This is a genomic window from Chthoniobacterales bacterium, from assembly GCA_018883245.1.
In the GTDB taxonomy this organism is placed as follows: domain Bacteria; phylum Verrucomicrobiota; class Verrucomicrobiia; order Chthoniobacterales; family JACTMZ01; genus JACTMZ01.
Genome location: VEQL01000005.1, coordinates 1 through 15900, shown reverse-complemented (window position 1 = coordinate 15900; position 15900 = coordinate 1). Strand labels below are relative to the sequence as shown.

Sequence of the window (15900 nt, the reverse complement as noted above, 5' to 3'; positions counted from 1 at the left end):
ATGCCTCACGTCGCGCCGTCTGCTGAAGCGGCCATCGCCGTTTTCGATTCCGGCGTGGGGGGGCTTACCGTGGTGTCGGCACTGCGGCGCGAACTGCCGGCCGAGGACATTGTTTATTTGGGCGACACAGCGCGGGTGCCCTACGGGGGAAAATCGCGCGAGACCATCGAGCGGTATGCGGCCGAGATCGCCCATTTGCTCGTTTCGGAGGGGGCCAAAATGATCGTCGTGGCGTGCAACACCGCCTCGGCCCTGGCCGTGCCGCGACTGCGGGATACCTGCCCGGTTCCGGTCGTCGGGGTGATCGACCCGGGTGTGCAGGCCGCCCTCGACACAACGCGGAGCGGTCATGTGGCGGTAATCGGCACCAAAGCGACCATCGGCAGCGCGGCCTACGAGCACGCGCTGCGTTCGGCACGGGCCGATATCCGCGTGACGAGCGTGGCGTGTCCGCTGCTCGTGCCGCTCATCGAGGAAGGATTGCTGGAGGACCGGATCACCGAAGCCGTTCTCGAGCGCTATTTGTCCGCCGTGCGCGGGACCGATGCCGACACCATGGTGCTGGGATGCACGCACTATCCGCTGCTTGCCCCGGCCATTGCGCTTGCCGCGGGCCCGGGCATCCGCCTTGTGGACTCGGCGGCCAACTGTGCGCGGTCTGTCGCCGCCATCCTCGACCGGGAAAATCTCCGAACGCCCCGGGATGGCGAAGGTTCCCTCGCGATTTCCTTCACCGATCCTCCGGACCGGTTTCTCGGTGTCGCGGGAAGCGTTCTGGGACTCGACACCGGCAAAGTGTCGGTGCGGCACGTTCCGCCTTTCGGGCAATAGCAGGAGTGTAAGCGGGGAGGCGGGTGTGCCCGCTCAGGCCGCGACGGCTGACTCCTCGGCGACAACCGGTGCCGCAGGAGGGACGGATTCGCCACCGAATTTTGAACAAAGGAATTTGGCTGAAGGCGTTCCGGGGCGGGTCTGGCCGCGAACTTCGGTCACTCCTCGACTGCGCAGTGCTTCGAGGGTTGCACCGAGCAACGCGCCGCCGATACCGCGGTTGCGGTATTCGATGAACACGCACGGGCCGCTGATCAGATGGATTCCATCCGGGGGCTCCGGGTCGAAAACCGATGCTGCGATCACGCGATTGCCGTGCAGCACAAAGAGACAGTTGGCGCCGCGCGTGAAGGTTCTCTTGACCGAGGGAATTATGATTTCGTCGATGTGTTTGCCGCCGCCGCTCCATTCCGGGTCGAGGTTGTAGCTGGATTGCACCACACGAAGGGCGTCCTCAAGCTCCTGGTCGCCGGCTTCCCGCAGAATGTAGGGCTTGGGCAAAACTGCCCCCGAGCCAACCGGACCGGAAAGTTTCCAGCGGAAGGTTGCAAGTTGAAGGGGCTTCGAGGGAATGGGCATGGCGGTGGAACGTTGGTCTCTCAGGAACTGCGGTCGTCGTGGCGCGAGGCCCACCATATGGTGCCAAGCAGGGCCGTGACCACAACCGCTAGTAGTGATGCGAAACCGAACATGGTTGTTTCGTAACGTTAGCCCGCCCCGACCGCGCGTCAACGCGAATCACTGGATCCTCAGCCCGAAAAAGTCGCGCAAGACGGTGCGGTAAACGTCCCTTTTCATGGGGGGAACTTCATCGATCGGAAACGTTTCCGGGTGCACCCAACGCAGGGCGGAAAATTCGCCGCAGGTCGCTGCCAAGTCGGGCGAAGGTTCCCCCTCCTCGTCGGGCACACAAAGGAAGTAGGTTTGCTCCTGTCCATGGAATCCGCGGCGGTCCGGCCCGGCCGGAAAATCGTAGCGGTAAGGTCCGCGGTGCGCGCGGATGCGATAAGTCCCGGGCAGGACGCCGGTTTCCTCGGCCAATTCGCGTTTCACCGCGTCCTCGGGACTTTCCCCTCGGTCGATGCCGCCCTGGGGAAACTGCCAGCTCGAAGGGTAGTCGGAGCGCTGACCGATAAGGACTCGTCCCGTCGATGCTTGCACGACGGCGGCGACGTTGGGGCGGTATTTTTTCGGCACGGCGCCATGCTGTCGTCCTGACCCGCGACGCGCAAGCGAGCGTCGCGTTGCCAAGGACCGGCGCCGTCCTTAGCATCCGGCGGCAATGTCCGCCTTCTGGAAAAAAGGATTCGGCGTTGGCCTCGGTGCCGGGTTGCTCGGCGCCGCGGTCGTCGCACTCCGTCTGCGCACGAGGCCCGTTCCCGCACCGTCGCTGCCGGACATCATCTCGCCCTCGGTTTTCGCCCGTCGCGTGCAACGCACGACGCGCGGACAGATGGTTTACCACGCCAGCGGGGAAGGGGATCCGGTGGTTTTCCTGCACGATTTTTTCCCGGGCGCCTCGTCCTACGAATGGTCGAAGATTTACCCGGCTTTTGTTCCCGCGCGGCGTGTCGTGGCTCCCGATTGGATCGGTTTCGGCGAGAGCGAGCGGCCGGACCGCCTGCTGCGTGCCGAGGATTACGCGCAGAGCCTTTTCGAGTTCTGCCGCGCGACGTGCGCAGGGCGACGCCCGGTGATCGTGGCGTCCGGCATCGGTGCGGCGCTCGCTTGCCTCGCGGCGGCACAGCATCCCGAATTCGTCTCCCGGCTGATTCTTTTTCATCCGTCCGGCACGGAGGGCTGGCTGGCAGGCTGGGCGCCGGCGCCGGCTCGGGCTGCTTCGTGGTCCGGGCGCGGACGGCGTTGGATCTACGCGAACTACTGCGCTCCGCCCGCAGCCATCGGAAAATGGCTTTCCTCGCGCCGCAGCGAAGGACCGCCCGCCCTGGATCTTGAAGAGCCGGTGTCTGTTTATTCCTCTTTCGCCCGGCAATATGGTGCGGGCTGGGCCATCCAGCGGATCATGTCAGGCCGTTTCGCCACCGGGGCTTTGCCTCGGCTCGAGAACGTCTGCGTCCCGGTCACAGTGTTGTGGCCAGACCTCGCGGGCCATCTGCCCGCCGCCCTTTCGCGCCCCGAGCCGGAGGTGCGCCTCGATCACCTGCCGGGTTTCGGTTCGCTCGCGCCCTTGGACCGGTCGGCGGACCTCGCTGCGCGCCTCCGCGTCGAGTTGTTTTCACCGGTCCGGGTCGCCGAAGCCTGATGCGTGATTGACAAGGCCCATCGTTCCGCCGCATCCTCATCGTTCGCTCAAAACCTTTTCTTGCCATGTCTCAGACCGAAGTAATCCTCGTTGCGCATATCCCCGGCCTCGGCTCCGAGGCGGACATCGTCAAAGTCCGCCGCGGCCACGCCCGCAATTTTCTCATTCCGCGCGGTATGGCCCATGAAGTGACGCCCGCCAGCCTGCGCATGACCAACAGTCTCAAAGCACGCCGTGCCGAGCGCGAGGCGCGCGAACTCAACGAGGCCAACGACCTCGCCAAGCGCTTGGGCAAACTCAAGCTTTCGTTCGTTCTGGAAACCGGCGATTCCGGCAAGGCTTTCGGCGCGGTAACCGCCAAAGATATCGCCGATCGCGTCAAAGCCGAAACAGGCCAGGAAATCGACCGCCACCGCATTGCCCTCGAGCGTCCGATCAAGGAAACGGGCGATTTTCAGGTGGATGTCCGCATCCACCCGGAAGTGCACGCCGCGATCAAGCTCAGCGTTGCCTCGAAAAATCCGAAGCCCGTGGCCGACGAAGAGGCGGCTGCCGACTCGAAGCCCCGCCCCCGCGCCCGCAAAGAGCCTGACGCCGAGGCCTGAGAAAGCTTCGCCGGCCCCGCCATTTTTTGCCATGCCGGTCTGTCCGCGTTTGACCGCGGACTCCCTCCGGCGGCAAACTTATCGTCCCCATGACACCGCAGGTTGATCTGACCGGAGCATCTGCCGCGCGGCGCGGCGGTTCCGGCCCACGGCGCAACGGCCAAGCCGCATCCAAGGCCGCGGTTGCAACCGACGCTCACCGGACCCTGCCGCAGAACACCGATGCCGAGAAAGGCTTGCTCGGTTCGATCCTGCTCTCGCCGCGCGATGTGCTCAACGAGTGCGCCGAACAAATCACCGAGGAGGCGTTTTACACGCCGGCCCACGGCACGATTTTCCGCGTGCTCGTCGAGATGTGGTCGGGCAACCAACCGATCGACGTCATCACGCTGACCAACCGTTTGCGCGACACCAACCTCCTCGACAGCGTGGGTGGGCCGGGTGCCGTTACCGAATTGTTCGGCTACGTCCCCACCTCGGCCAACGCCGCGCATTACCTGGAGATCGTCCGCGAAAAATCGCTCCTCCGGCGCATGATCACGGCATGCACGACCGCTGCCGCGCGTTGCTATGACGAACAGGGCGACGTGCCGCAGTTGCTCGACGACGTGGAGCGCGAGATTTTTTCCATCGGCGAGACGCGTCACCGCAAAGCTTCGCCGGCCATGCGCGACGAGGTGTTCTCCGCCTTGGAAAACATCGAGAAAATGTATCAGCAGCGGGGGAGGATCAGCGGTCTGGCAACGGGCTTCACCCTTTTCGACCAGATGACCGACGGTCTCCACGCCGGCGAGATGATCATCATCGCGGCGCGCCCTTCGATGGGCAAAACCGCGCTCGCCATGAACATCGTCGAGCACATCGCGCTGAATCCCGAGGAGCCCAAGCCGGTGGGCGTCTTCAGTCTCGAAATGAGCACGCAGCAACTCGTGCAGCGCATGCTCTGCTCCCGTGCGCGGATCAACATGAAGAAAATCCGGTCCGGCATGCTTGCGCGAGCCGAGCACGGCAAGCTCAACGACGCGGCGGCCGTGCTGAGCGAGAGCGCGATCTTCATCGACGACACGCCGAGCCTCAGCATCCTCGAGTTGCGCGCCAAGGCCCGACGGCTGCGCGATCGCGAGCGCATCGAGTTGCTGGCCATCGACTACTTGCAGCTTTGCCGCTCGACGAGCCGGCGCGGACAGGACAACCGCCAGATCGAAATCGCGGAAATTTCCTCGGGGATCAAAGCGCTGGCCAAGGAACTCGGGATCCCCATCATCGTGCTTTCGCAGCTCAACCGCCAGCCCGACCAGCGCACGGGCGGCAAGCCGCGCATTTCCGACCTACGCGAATCAGGCGCGATCGAACAAGATGCCGACGTCGTCGCGCTTCTCGTGCGTCCCGAGGTTTACGAAGAAAACCAGGAAGACCGCGCAGGCGTCGCCGGCAAGGCGGATCTGATCATTGCCAAGCAGCGCAACGGCCCGATCGGCGACATTCCGCTCACGTTCATCAGGGAATACACACGGTTCGAAAACGCCGCCTTCGAGCGCGACCCCGGCGAAGGCGAGTAGCGGACGTCAACCCGCGAAGCGCTCCAACGCCGCGAGCGTCCGCGTGACCGGAAGCCCCACGACGTTCGATCGGCTGCCCTCGAGGGATTCCACCAGCAGGTCCCCGAACTCCTGCAACGCGTAAGCCCCGGCCTTGTCGAGCACATCCACCTTCGCGAGGTAGCCCCCGATAGCACGGTCATCGAGCCGCCGGAACCGGACACGCGTCACCTCGTGAAACTCCGCATGCCTGCGGGGCTCAAGGCGCACCAGATGCACGCCGGTGGCCACCTCGTGCACGCGCCCGGAAAGCGCCTCCAGCATTTCGCGGGCCTCGTCTTTGTTGGATGGTTTGCCCAAGGGGCGCCCGTCCATCCACACCAGCGTGTCCGCGCCGATGACCACGGCCCCCGGATGCCGCGCCGCCACCTCGAGGGCCTTCGCCCGCGCATTGGCCAGGACCAAAGAGGCCAAGCCTTCCCCGGCTTCCGAGGATTCAGCCGCTGACGATGCGTCGACCGTGAACTCCACGCCTGCCTTGGCGAGAAGCTCCCGTCGCCGGGGCGAGGCGGACGCCAGGACGATGCGCGGACAGCTCAATAAAAATCGCCGTCGTCCGCGAATCCGTGGTCGTGACGTATGGTCTCGAGGCGGCGACGCGTGCGCCGGCCTTCGCCGAGTTCGCGGTTGACGCGCACGCCGGCGCCTATAAGCAACGGAACGGTGGCGGCGAGCCCCGCGACAAGCGCGATCAGTCCGAGTTTCTGGCGCGCGCCTTTGCCGAGTTGGTCTGCAACCAGCAGGCCCGCGCCCACGCCGACGGCCATTTCAGCCGCCGCGGCAACGGATGTGGCCGAAAGATTTCGGGAAAACTTGTCCAAGATGGGAGCCATGAAGGTGACCCATACCCCAACGAGGGCCGCCTTGCAACCGCAACAGACAGCCGCGGGATTTTTTTCGACCGAAATCTCAATCCGGGTCCTGCGCCACCGCCCCAAGTTTCGGCACAGGTTCTATTGTTGCACCCGCGGCGGCGGAGCGGACAGACTGTGCATGATGGATCCCGATCTTTATGTCCTCGTGCTCGCCGGCGGCAGCGGCGAGAGGTTCTGGCCCTGCAGCCGTCGCGCCCGTCCCAAGCAACTTCTGAAGCTTTTTTCCGAACGCACGATGCTCGGTGAGACGCTGGCCCGGGTCTCCGCCATCGTTCCGTCGGACCGGATCTTCGTGCTCACCAACAGCGAGCAGGAAGCTGCCGTGCGTGCCGAGTGCGGCGCATTGCCACCGGGGAATATCGTGGCCGAACCGGCAAAGAGGGACACCGCTCCCGCTGTCGCGCTTGGTGTCGGGTTGGTCCTGCGGCGCGACCCACAAGCTGTCATGGCCGTGCTGCCGGCCGATCATCTCATCAAAGACACCGCGACGTTCGGACGCGATCTGCGCGCCGGTGCACGCGCCGCCGCGGAGTCCGGTGCGCTGCTGACCATAGGAATCAAACCGACTTGGGCTTGTCCGGGCTTCGGATACATCGAACAGGGCCGCCGTATCAACGACGGGGAGCCCGCGATTCACGAGGTGAAGAGATTCCGCGAGAAGCCCGATCCCGAAATGGCCGAGTCTTTTCTCCGGCAGGGGAATTTCCGCTGGAACGCCGGCATGTTCATCTGGTCCATCCCCGCGATCATGGGCGAGCTGGCCAAGCACGCGCCGGAACTCGCGGCGTTTGTCGCGCGCATGAGGACGGCCGCGGATCTTCCCGATCTGCTGCGGTCCGAATTCCCGAAACTCCCGAAAATATCCGTCGATTACGCCGTGATGGAAAAAGCGGCGCATGTTCTGGAGCTGGAGGCCGGTTTCGACTGGGACGACGTCGGGAGTTGGCTCGCCGCGGCCAACTACCTCGGCAAGACCGCGGACGGCAACGCCGCGAATGTTCCGGTGACCGGATGCAACTCTGCCGACAACATTGTTTTTTCCTCGCGCGGCAAACACGTGGCACTCTTCGGCGTGAAAGATCTCATCATCGTGGACACCGACGACGCTCTTTTGGTCTGCCACCGCAGCGAAGCGGAAAACATCAAGAAACTTGTCCCGCAGTTGCCGGAGCGGCTGCAATAAGCGATGAGCCGTGTCATGGCCGTCGATCTGGGGTCCGCCCGCACAGGCGTCGCCGTGAGCGACGAACTCGGGATGCTGGCCCAACCATGGAAAACACTGCCCGGCGGTGAGGCAGCCCTCGACGCCGTGGCGTCCGCCGTCGATGAATTGCGGCCATCGAGGGTGCTCGTCGGTTTGCCGCGAAACATGGACGGCACCTACGGACCCGCCGCCGAGGCGGCGCGCTCGTTCGCGGAAAAATTGCGCGCCCGTGCGGCTTGTCCCGTCGATCTGTGGGACGAGCGACTCACCACCGTGGCGGCCCAGCGCGCCCTGCGTGAGAGCGGACGCAAGGCGCGCGACCAGCGCGAAGTTGTCGATCAAGTCGCGGCGCAGATTCTCCTGCAGAGTTGGCTCGACCGCAATCCATGCGACTGAAGCTCCGGGTTGCTTACGACGGTGCGGCCTTCCGCGGCTGGCAAAGCCAGCGCGAAGGCGGTGCGGTGCAGGATGTCCTGCGCGAAGCCTTCGCTTGCTGCGCCGGGGGTGCCCCGGTCTCGGTGCAGGGTTCCGGCCGCACCGACACCGGCGTGCATGCGACCGGACAGGTTGCCCATGTCGATGTGCCCGACGGCCGCGACCCGCGATCCTGGCAGCGTGCCGTCAACGCCGTGCTGCCTCCATCCGTCCGCATTCTCTCATGCATTCGCGCGTCGCGTGATTTTCACGCGCGGTATTCGGCCACCGGAAAATCTTACGATTACTTGATTTGGACCGGCGAAGTGCTGCCGCCGCATCTCGCCGGCCGCTGTTGGCATGTGCGTCCCGCGCCCGATGTCAGCCTGCTGCGCCAAGCCGCACAAGCCCTGCGGGGACGGCACGATTTTCGCGGCTTCGCCGCCAACCGCGGCACGCCCGTCCATAGCACCGTGCGGCACCTGCGCTCCGTGACCGTCACGGCGCGGGGGCCGCGTGTTCGCTTGCGCTTCGAAGGCGACGGCTTCCTCTACAAAATGGTCCGCATGCTTGCGGCCGCCATGGTGCGCTTCGCCCAAGGAAAGGCCGGTCTTGGGGACCTCCTTGCCCGGCTCGAAGGTTGCGACTCGCGGCTTCCCCGTGAAGTTGCGCCGGCCGCGGGTCTCTACCTGGTGCGCGTCGATTATGTGCGCCGCAAGCATCAGGGTTGAATTAGCTTTCCCGGCGCCCATACTTTGCAGCCGTGCGTCCCGCGCATCGCCCAGTCATCGTCCTCACTCTCCTGTGCCTGTGCTTCGTGCGGTTGAGCGCACCCGCACTGAAGGCGCAGGTTTCCGATGAGGAAAAAAGGAAACGCGAACTTTTCCTTCGCGCACGCGAATCGATCGAACCCGAACCTGCATCGGCGCCGGCGCCCGCGCCCGTGCGTCCGCAACCTCGCCCGCGTCCGACGGCGCGAGCCGAGGAAGCGCCGCGTGAGGATATCAAACTTCCTCCGCCCAAGCCGGCTCCGACGCCTGACAAGCCGAAGCCGCGTCCCGCCCCGAAGCAGACTCCCCCACCGAAGCCGAAGGCGACACCGGCCATAAACGAGGCGGTGCCGCTCGTGGTGGACGAGCCGGACGACCTTGTTCTGTCCCCGGCTCGGGAGGAAGCAACACCGGTGATCAAAGCCCCGCCTCGTGAAAAAACGCAGGAGGACATCATCAAGCTTCCTCCTCCGCGTCCTTCGGAATCCGCCGCGGCTTCTCCTGCGCCCGCTGCCGGCGAGGCTCCCGAGGCCCAGATTGTGGTCGAAAAGTCGGGACTGGAGGAAGATCAGGGACTGGTTCCGCCACCCCCGCCTGAGCGCGGAGGATTTCTCGGACTCGGCGGCCCGCGCTACCGTTACCTCACGCGCCCGGTCCGTGCGGCCATCGATCGTGCGCCCGTCAAACGCGGGCGCTGGCAATACATCGTGGTGCACAACAGCGGCACGCGGCAGGGTAATGCTCGGATCTTCGACCACTACCACAAAAACGTTCGGCGCATGGAAAACGGCCTCGCTTACCACTTTGTCATAGGCAACGGCACTTCGTCCGGTGACGGCGAAATCGAGATCGGCCCGCGCTGGACGCGGCAGATCAATGGCGGGCATGTGGCCAGCGATTACCTGAACAACATTGCCCTCGGCATTTGTTTCGTCGGCGATTTCAACCGGGACACACCCACGACCGCGCAGCTCGGCGCGCTGGAGGAACTCATCCGCTATCTGCGCTCGCGTGTCGGCCGCAGCAAAGGTCGCGCCGTCATCGTCAAGGCGCACCGTGAGATCAACCCGAAGCCTACCGATTGCCCCGGGAACCGTTTCCCCTACCGCTGGCTTCACCGCCGCTTCGACTGATGAGGCTCGGCATCACCGGGGCAAGCGGCTTCATCGGTTCCCGCGCGATGCAGCTGGCCGCCGCACGAGGATGGGACGTGGTGCCTTTCAGCCGCCGCCCGCGGGAATCCTCCGCCCGCCTGTTCGTGCCGGGTCGACCGGCGGATGTTGACGGCCTCGATGCCGTCCTGCATCTGGCCGGAGAGCCGGTGTTTGGCCGTTGGACCGCGGATAAGCGGAATCGCATCATGGCCAGCCGTGTGCTCGGCACGCGGAGTATCGCCGAAGGATTTGCGCGCTCGAAGCAACCGCCGCGCGTCCTTGTCAGCGGCTCGGCCGTCGGTTTCTACGGCAACACCGGCGATCACGAAGTCACCGAGCAGTCCCCTGCAGGTTCCGGATTCCTCGCCGATGTGTGCCGCGCGTGGGAAGGCGAGGCGGAAAAAATTTCCCGATCGGGCGCGCGCCTCGTGCTGCTGCGCACGGGTTTCGTTCTCGGTCGTGGCGGGGCGATGAACATCATGCTTCCGGTCTTCCGCGCCGGATTGGGCGGACGTCTTGGCAGCGGCCGTCAATGGATGTCGTGCATCCACGTGGATGATGTGGCCGGCATGGCGCTCTGGGCCGCGGAGAATGGGGCCGTGCGCGGACCTCTCAATGCAGTCATGCCTCATCCGTTGACAAACGCGGAGTTCACCCGCGATCTCTCCGGCGCCGTTCATCGCCCGGCGATTTTCCACGCGCCCTCGTTTTTGCTGCGTCTGGTGCTCGGCCGCATGGCATCGCTTCTTCTCGACAGCTCGCGCGTTCTCCCCGGGGTGGCGCTCGCCGGCGGTTACGACTACGTGTTCACGGACGTCGGTGCCGCCCTGCGCGACATCGTGGATTGATCCCCGAATGGTCTTGTCGCGGCTCCGGCTGCGCGGGATTCTTTTTCGCCGAATGCTGCCGCGCCCTCCGCTTATCGATCTGCACCGTCATCTTGACGGCAGCGTGCGCCTCGAAACCATTCTCGACCTGGGGCGCAAACATGGCATCCCGCTGCCCGCTTGGACGCCGGACGGTCTGCGTCCGCATGTCGTCGTCACCACACCGCAGCCGGGTCTCGTGGAGTTTCTCGCCAAATTCAAATGGATGACCGCCGTTCTCGCCGACTATGACGCGTGTCGCCGCGTTGCACGGGAAAATGTCGAGGACGCCAAGCGCGAGGGGATCCGCTACATCGAGTTGCGCTTCAGCCCGCTCTTTATGGCCGATGCCCATAATCTCGACCCGTCGCGCGTCACGGCGGCTGTTGTCGAAGGTGCGCGCGAGGGCGAAGGCGCCACCGGTGTGCGCGTCAACCTCATCGGAATCCTCACGCGCACTTACGGTCCGGTTCGGGCACGTCGCGAGTTGCGTGCGTTGCTCGATCACCGCGGGCATCTGACGGCCCTCGATCTTGCGGGAGACGAAGGAAACTGGCCGGCGGAACTTTTTGTCGAACATTTCCGCGCGGCCCGTGATGCCGGCTGGCAGGTCACCGTGCATGCCGGGGAGGCCGCCGGTGCCTCGAGCATCGCCACCGCCGTGGAAAAACTTGGCGCCGTCCGCATCGGCCACGCGGTGCGCGCGGTGGAGGATCCTTCCGTCATTGATATGCTCCGTGATCAGCGCATCGGTATTGAGGCCAACCTGACCAGCAACGTTCAGACCAGCACGGTAAGGGATTACGCCTCACATCCGCTGAAGCGGTTTCTCGAAGCCGGGCTCCTTGCCACCATCAACACCGACGACCCCGGAATCAGCGGCATCGACCTGCCGCACGAACTCGATGTGGCCGCACCCGCGGCCGGGCTCGACGAAACGCTCGTGGCCCGCGCTTTGGAAAACGCCTGGGATATCGCTTTCTTGCCTGAACAGGAGAAAGTCCGCCTGCGCAGCGGGGCGCCAGCTTGAGCCTTGCCGCTTGCGTTTTTTCCGCGCTGGAAATGGCGGCGGAGCAGGTTCTAAATAAACGCATGAACCGTTTGTTCTGCGTTTTGCTTTTTGCCTTCGCCACCATGGCCGTGGCTTCGGCCCAGTCCGGGCAGCTTCCCGCCTACAGCGCTTTGCGCACCGTGGGCCGCGAAAGGGGTGAATCTCTTCTCTCCACTCTTGTTGAAATGAAGGGTTCGGATGGCAACCCGCAGCCCGCACGATGGATGCTGAGTTTCAAGGACATCGCCGCGCGGGGCGGGATCCGCGAATTCGTCGTCACCTCGACCGGCATCACCAGCGAGCGCACTCCCGTGGCGGCGCAGTCGCTTGCCGAATCGGGAACGATGGCCGCCGCCGGACTCAATCTCGATTCAACCGGCGCTTTCGCCGCCGCGAACAAGGAAGCGGACAAAATCAAACTCGGCTTTTCCTCGCTCGACTACCGTCTTCAGAACCGCGGCGGTGCGCCGGTTTGGACTGTCCGGCTCTTCGACGCCGGCGGCACGGAAGTCGGCATGATCGAGATTTCCGCCAAAGACGGATCGATCGTCACACCTTTGCGCAAGGCTGACATGGTCGAACCTTCCGCGCCCTCGTCGTCATCGTCCGCGACAACTTCCACGCAGTCGGCGAGCAGCGGCGACCTCGGGGAGCGGTGGGTCGAGGGCGGAGGACTTGTCGGCCATGTATCCCGCTGGGGCGAAAAAACCTGGCAGTCCACGACGAACACCGCGATTCGTGTCGGCGACAGCATCAGCGCCTTCTTCGTGGGCCGTCCACCTGCGCAATCGAAGCCGGGCAACCACTGATGCCATGCCCGACGGACCTGTCCTCATCGTCACGCTGTTTGCGGCCGGCCTGATTCTTGTCGCCGCGGAGGTCTTTCTCCCCGGTGCCATTCTCGGGATTCTCGGCGGCCTTTGTTTTGTCGTGTCCGTTGCTTTGGTCTTCGCGCATTACGGTTCGGCTGCCGGCCTCGCCGCTTCTTTTGCCGTGGTCGTTCTCGGGGCGTCCGGATTCATGCTCTGGCTTTATCTTTTTCCGCGCAGCTTTGTCGGACGGCGCATCATCCTCCGGCGCAGTGAAAATTCTCCCTCCGCGTCCGCGGGGCGCCGCGATCTTGTCGGCGCCGAGGGCATCGCGCTCACACCGCTGCGTCCCGCCGGCACGGCCCGTTTCGACGGCAAGCGCATCGATGTTTCCACCGACGGGGAATTTCTTGCCGAAGGCGAGAAAGTTGTCGTCGTTGCCGCCGACGGGATGCGCACTGTGGTGCGCCAAAAAGAGAGGTTGGAGCACCGGCCGGAAAGTGCCTAACTTCAAGACATGGGTCCTATCATCATCACTGTCATCACGGGGCTGGTCATCGTTGTCGGCCTGGTCCTTCTTATCATCCTCTTCAACTTTTTCGGCATCTGGCTGCGCGCCAAGATCGCCGACGCGCCCGTCTCTTTCGCCCGCCTCGTCGGCATGCGGCTCCGTCGCGTTCCCGTCGGAATGATCGTGGACAGCCGCATCACCGCGGTGAAAGCCGGCATCCCGCTGGATACCGACGAACTCGAGGCCCATTACCTCGCCGGCGGCAACGTGGACCAGGTGGTGCTAGCCCTCATTGCGGCGGACAAGGCCGGGATCAAACTTGATTTCAACCGCGCTTGCGCCATCGATCTCGCCATCAAGGGAACGACCAAAACCGTCCTGGAAGCGGTGCGCACGAGCATCAACCCGAAGGTCATCGATTGTCCCGGCGCCCAGTCGGGCCGTTCGACCATTGACGCCGTGGCCCGCGACGGCATCGGCGTGAAAGTGAAAGCCCGCGTGACCGTGCGCTCGAATCTCGACCGCTTCGTGGGCGGCGCAACCGAGGAAACGATCATTGCGCGCGTGGGCGAGGGCATCGTCACATCGATCGGTTCTGCCGCTTCCTACAAAGATGTTCTGGAAAACCCGGACAACATTTCCAAGGTCGTCCTGCAAAAGGGGCTTGATAGCGGGACGGCATTCGAGATTTTGTCGGTCGATATCGCCGACGTCGATGTCGGCGAAAACGTCGGCGCCAAGCTGCAGGCCGAGCAGGCCGAGGCGGACAAGGTTGTTGCACAAGCCAAGGCCGAAGTGCGCCGCGCCGCGGCCGTTGCGCTCGAAGGGGAAATGCGCGCGAAAACGCAGGAAATGCGCGCGAAAGTCGTCGATGCCGAGTCGCAGGTGCCGCTCGCCATGGCCGAGGCCTTCCGCTCGGGCAACCTCGGTATCATGGACTACATGCGGATGAAGAACATCCAGGCCGACTCGCAAATGCGCGAATCTATCGCCGGCTCCGAGCGTGGTCCGGCCGAGGCTCGCTGATAAATTCCGCCGTTCCGCGTCATGGAACAACTCGTCCTCCTTGTCATCATCGGGCTCATCAGCCTGGTGAATTGGGTTCTGCAGAAGGCTGCCGAACGCCGCGAGGCCGCGCGTCATAAATCTCCCGGCGAAATGGCCGATCGGCGCCAAATCCGCCCGCGGGCCGAACCGTCGCGCATTCCGACCCCCACGCCCGGACAGGATCCGATGCGCGAATTGATGGAGGCCCTTGGACTTCCGGCGCAGGAATCGCCGCCGCCTCTGCCCCGGCGTCCCGCGATGCCTTTCGAGGAGGAAGTCGAAGAGTTTGCCTCGCTCGAAACAGCCGCGCCGGTTGTTTCGTCACCAGCGATCAAACGAACTCAACCGGTAAAACCGGACGAAAAGACTTCGCGTTTGGCCGGGGCATTCGCCGCCGCTGAACGCGTCGCTGAACCCCCGCGGGTTTCCGGGATTCGATCTTTGCTGTCCGGCCGTGCCAACCAACGCCACGCCGTCATCCTCGCGGAAATTCTCGGCAAGCCGCGCGGTTTGCGCCCTGCCGGTGAGATGCCCGCCTTCTTCGTGCCTTGACACCGCGCGCGCGCGGGTGATGCTTTTTCTTTTAGCGCCGGCATAGCTCAGTGGTAGAGCACCCGATTTGTAATCGGGCGGTCGTCGGTTCGAGCCCGACTGCCGGCTTTCCTTGTGGATGTGGGCGCTTTGCTTCGCTGGAAGATGGTGCTATGCCGTGTGCATGAAACATCGCGCAGCAATTCTTTCCGTCTCTCTCATCGTCGCTTCTGCTCTGACCCTGCGCGCAGGCACCGAGTTGGAAAGCGAGATGAAGCACATGAAGGATGCTTATCGCGGGCTCAAGACAGCGATGGAGGCGCCCGTCGAGGCGGACAAACAAACTTATCTCGACCTCGCCGCGAAGCTAAAGGACGCCGCAGTGGCGGCCAAGGAGCTGAAGCCTGAAAAACTCTCCGAAATTCCGGCTGACCAGCAGGCCGCGTTCTTGGAAAGCTACCGCCAGCAGGTTGATGAACTGATCAAACTGACCGACAGCCTTGCGCAGTCCATCACGGCGGGGAACTGGGAAGAGGCAAAAAATCAGCTCATGGCGATCAATCAAAGCCGACGCGAAGGCCACAAGGAATTCATGAGCGATGACGAGTGATTCTCGGCGTGGCGCCCTGCGTCAGCGCCCATATCCTTGGTGAGTCGCGGCGCTGTTGTTGACTTTGTCAGCGATGAAACTTCCCAAAGTCTTCCTGATTGCCGCCTCGCTCGCGTGTTTGCTTGCCTTGCAGGGTTGCTCCTTGGTTGCTTGCGGCGTTGGTGTCGGAACGATGGTCAACGACATGAATGTGCGGCATGAGGAAGGTTACCGCGCCTACGTCCGACGCGAGCAGTCCGCCAACCTTGAACGCGAAAAGTCAGGCCTCCCGCCGTCACGGATCATGTCGTTCAAGCAATGGAAAAAAGAGCAGTAGACCGGTCCCGGTGATGCAATCCGTCCGCCTTGTGCGGTTTGCTGCTGGTGGCATCCTTGACACAAAAACGCGCCGCCCTTAGTTTCCTGTCTTCTCCGAGGGGTCATAGCTCAGTTGGTAGAGCGCCTCAATGGCATTGAGGAGGTCTGGGGTTCGAATCCCCATGGCTCCATTTCTCGCCTCCAACGTTTTTGCTGGGGACGCGTCCGAAGGCAGAGGTGGCCCGGGGCATTACCACCTGGGCGGCGCACAGGATCGCAAGCCGTGGAGTTTTTCAATCCTGCATCCTCCCAGAAGTTCATCCAAGGAGAGCATAGGTAGGCGTCGCTTTGAGAAGTTCGACGTCAGCTGGCGGCGGAGCGGAGATGTTGCACCTCGAGTTGCATACTCACGCGCTGGCGGTATTCGTTGCGCACCAGTTTGAATGCCACATCCCATGGTGCGC

The 15900-nt window shown here is 63.9% G+C and carries 19 protein-coding genes and 2 tRNA genes; 17 read left to right on the top strand and 4 right to left on the bottom strand.

Features of this window, described 5'->3' with window-relative positions:
* Positions 1-831 carry a glutamate racemase gene (locus FGM15_02890; protein ID MBU3664810.1) on the top strand — a complete coding sequence of 277 codons (831 nt, stop codon included), beginning with the start codon at positions 1-3 and terminating at the stop codon, positions 829-831.
* A gap of 33 nt (positions 832-864) precedes the next feature.
* Here the strand turns inward: FGM15_02890 and FGM15_02885 are convergent, their stop codons facing one another.
* Together FGM15_02885 and FGM15_02880 are read right to left on the bottom strand one after the other, a co-directional pair.
* Positions 865-1410: a GNAT family N-acetyltransferase gene (locus tag FGM15_02885; protein MBU3664809.1), complete on the bottom strand. Its 546-nt coding sequence runs from the start codon at positions 1408-1410 to the stop codon at positions 865-867.
* 159 nt (positions 1411-1569) lie between these two features.
* A complete protein-coding gene (locus FGM15_02880) occupies positions 1570-2082 on the bottom strand; it encodes an NUDIX domain-containing protein (protein ID MBU3664808.1) in 513 nt (170 codons plus the stop codon).
* A 31-nt stretch (positions 2083-2113) separates the two neighbouring features.
* On the opposite strand from FGM15_02880, the gene FGM15_02875 reads away from it, so the two are divergent.
* The 3 genes from FGM15_02875 to dnaB all read left to right on the top strand — a co-directional run bounded on the left by FGM15_02875 (position 2114) and on the right by dnaB (position 5258).
* Positions 2114-3094, top strand: coding sequence for an alpha/beta hydrolase (locus tag FGM15_02875; protein MBU3664807.1), 981 nt, complete (start codon positions 2114-2116; stop codon positions 3092-3094).
* A gap of 65 nt (positions 3095-3159) precedes the next feature.
* On the top strand, positions 3160-3699 hold the full coding sequence (locus tag FGM15_02870; protein MBU3664806.1) for a 50S ribosomal protein L9: 540 nt from the start codon (positions 3160-3162) through the stop codon (positions 3697-3699).
* Between the two features lie 89 nt (positions 3700-3788).
* The gene (gene dnaB / locus FGM15_02865; GenBank protein MBU3664805.1) at positions 3789-5258 is read left to right on the top strand and encodes a replicative DNA helicase; all 1470 of its coding nucleotides are present in this window, start codon (positions 3789-3791) and stop codon (positions 5256-5258) included.
* A 6-nt stretch (positions 5259-5264) separates the two neighbouring features.
* Here the strand turns inward: dnaB and maf are convergent, their stop codons facing one another.
* Together maf and FGM15_02855 are read right to left on the bottom strand one after the other, a co-directional pair.
* Positions 5265-5837, bottom strand: a complete 573-nt coding sequence (maf, locus tag FGM15_02860; GenBank protein ID MBU3664804.1) for a septum formation protein Maf — start codon at positions 5835-5837, stop codon at positions 5265-5267.
* A complete protein-coding gene (locus FGM15_02855) occupies positions 5834-6130 on the bottom strand; it encodes a hypothetical protein (protein ID MBU3664803.1) in 297 nt (98 codons plus the stop codon). The genes maf and FGM15_02855 overlap by 4 nt, the downstream gene beginning before the upstream one ends.
* Positions 6131-6293: 163 nt before the next feature.
* Here FGM15_02855 and FGM15_02850 point away from each other — a divergent pair, with 163 nt between their 5' ends.
* From FGM15_02850 to FGM15_02790, 13 genes are all read left to right on the top strand, one after another.
* A complete protein-coding gene (locus tag FGM15_02850) occupies positions 6294-7355 on the top strand; it encodes a mannose-1-phosphate guanyltransferase (GenBank protein MBU3664802.1) in 1062 nt (353 codons plus the stop codon).
* Positions 7356-7358: 3 nt separating this feature from the next.
* Positions 7359-7772: a Holliday junction resolvase RuvX gene (ruvX, locus tag FGM15_02845; GenBank protein MBU3664801.1), complete on the top strand. Its 414-nt coding sequence runs from the start codon at positions 7359-7361 to the stop codon at positions 7770-7772.
* On the top strand, positions 7763-8521 hold the full coding sequence (gene truA / locus FGM15_02840) for a tRNA pseudouridine(38-40) synthase TruA (GenBank protein MBU3664800.1): 759 nt from the start codon (positions 7763-7765) through the stop codon (positions 8519-8521). Before ruvX ends, truA begins: the two co-directional genes overlap by 10 nt.
* Positions 8522-8553: 32 nt before the next feature.
* Positions 8554-9693, top strand: coding sequence for an N-acetylmuramoyl-L-alanine amidase (locus FGM15_02835; protein MBU3664799.1), 1140 nt, complete (start codon positions 8554-8556; stop codon positions 9691-9693).
* Positions 9693-10562 carry a TIGR01777 family protein gene (locus FGM15_02830; protein ID MBU3664798.1) on the top strand — a complete coding sequence of 290 codons (870 nt, stop codon included), beginning with the start codon at positions 9693-9695 and terminating at the stop codon, positions 10560-10562. Before FGM15_02835 ends, FGM15_02830 begins: the two co-directional genes overlap by 1 nt.
* Positions 10563-10614: 52 nt before the next feature.
* Positions 10615-11610 (top strand): adenosine deaminase, encoded by a 996-nt coding sequence (gene add, locus FGM15_02825; protein MBU3664797.1) that lies wholly within the window; start codon positions 10615-10617, stop codon positions 11608-11610.
* A gap of 705 nt (positions 11611-12315) precedes the next feature.
* Entirely contained in the window at positions 12316-12948 is a 633-nt protein-coding gene (locus tag FGM15_02820; protein ID MBU3664796.1) for a hypothetical protein, read from the top strand.
* Between the two features lie 9 nt (positions 12949-12957).
* A complete protein-coding gene (locus FGM15_02815) occupies positions 12958-13977 on the top strand; it encodes a UPF0365 family protein (protein ID MBU3664795.1) in 1020 nt (339 codons plus the stop codon).
* Between the two features lie 21 nt (positions 13978-13998).
* On the top strand, positions 13999-14550 hold the full coding sequence (locus FGM15_02810; protein MBU3664794.1) for a hypothetical protein: 552 nt from the start codon (positions 13999-14001) through the stop codon (positions 14548-14550).
* 36 nt (positions 14551-14586) lie between these two features.
* Positions 14587-14658 (top strand) — tRNA-Thr (locus tag FGM15_02805).
* A 10-nt stretch (positions 14659-14668) separates the two neighbouring features.
* Complete coding sequence (locus FGM15_02800; GenBank protein MBU3664793.1) at positions 14669-15139, top strand: hypothetical protein; 471 nt, start codon at positions 14669-14671, stop codon at positions 15137-15139.
* A gap of 73 nt (positions 15140-15212) precedes the next feature.
* Entirely contained in the window at positions 15213-15455 is a 243-nt protein-coding gene (locus FGM15_02795) for a hypothetical protein (protein ID MBU3664792.1), read from the top strand.
* Positions 15456-15554: 99 nt separating this feature from the next.
* Positions 15555-15627: transfer RNA gene (locus FGM15_02790), tRNA-Ala, on the top strand.
* Positions 15628-15900 lie beyond the last annotated feature (273 nt).

Coding starts and splice junctions, on each gene's coding strand:
- FGM15_02800 (MBU3664793.1), top strand. CDS start 14,669: ATGTGGGCGCTTTGCTTCGCTGGAAGATGGTGCTATGCCGTGTGCATG.
- FGM15_02855 (MBU3664803.1), bottom strand. CDS start 6,130: ATGGCTCCCATCTTGGACAAGTTTTCCCGAAATCTTTCGGCCACATCC.
- FGM15_02875 (MBU3664807.1), top strand. CDS start 2,114: ATGTCCGCCTTCTGGAAAAAAGGATTCGGCGTTGGCCTCGGTGCCGGG.
- FGM15_02795 (MBU3664792.1), top strand. CDS start 15,213: ATGAAACTTCCCAAAGTCTTCCTGATTGCCGCCTCGCTCGCGTGTTTG.
- FGM15_02810 (MBU3664794.1), top strand. CDS start 13,999: ATGGAACAACTCGTCCTCCTTGTCATCATCGGGCTCATCAGCCTGGTG.
- FGM15_02890 (MBU3664810.1), top strand. CDS start 1: ATGCCTCACGTCGCGCCGTCTGCTGAAGCGGCCATCGCCGTTTTCGAT.
- ruvX (MBU3664801.1), top strand. CDS start 7,359: ATGAGCCGTGTCATGGCCGTCGATCTGGGGTCCGCCCGCACAGGCGTC.
- FGM15_02830 (MBU3664798.1), top strand. CDS start 9,693: ATGAGGCTCGGCATCACCGGGGCAAGCGGCTTCATCGGTTCCCGCGCG.
- FGM15_02815 (MBU3664795.1), top strand. CDS start 12,958: ATGGGTCCTATCATCATCACTGTCATCACGGGGCTGGTCATCGTTGTC.
- truA (MBU3664800.1), top strand. CDS start 7,763: ATGCGACTGAAGCTCCGGGTTGCTTACGACGGTGCGGCCTTCCGCGGC.
- FGM15_02820 (MBU3664796.1), top strand. CDS start 12,316: ATGTATCCCGCTGGGGCGAAAAAACCTGGCAGTCCACGACGAACACCG.
- FGM15_02870 (MBU3664806.1), top strand. CDS start 3,160: ATGTCTCAGACCGAAGTAATCCTCGTTGCGCATATCCCCGGCCTCGGC.
- add (MBU3664797.1), top strand. CDS start 10,615: ATGCTGCCGCGCCCTCCGCTTATCGATCTGCACCGTCATCTTGACGGC.
- FGM15_02885 (MBU3664809.1), bottom strand. CDS start 1,410: ATGCCCATTCCCTCGAAGCCCCTTCAACTTGCAACCTTCCGCTGGAAA.
- FGM15_02850 (MBU3664802.1), top strand. CDS start 6,294: ATGGATCCCGATCTTTATGTCCTCGTGCTCGCCGGCGGCAGCGGCGAG.
- dnaB (MBU3664805.1), top strand. CDS start 3,789: ATGACACCGCAGGTTGATCTGACCGGAGCATCTGCCGCGCGGCGCGGC.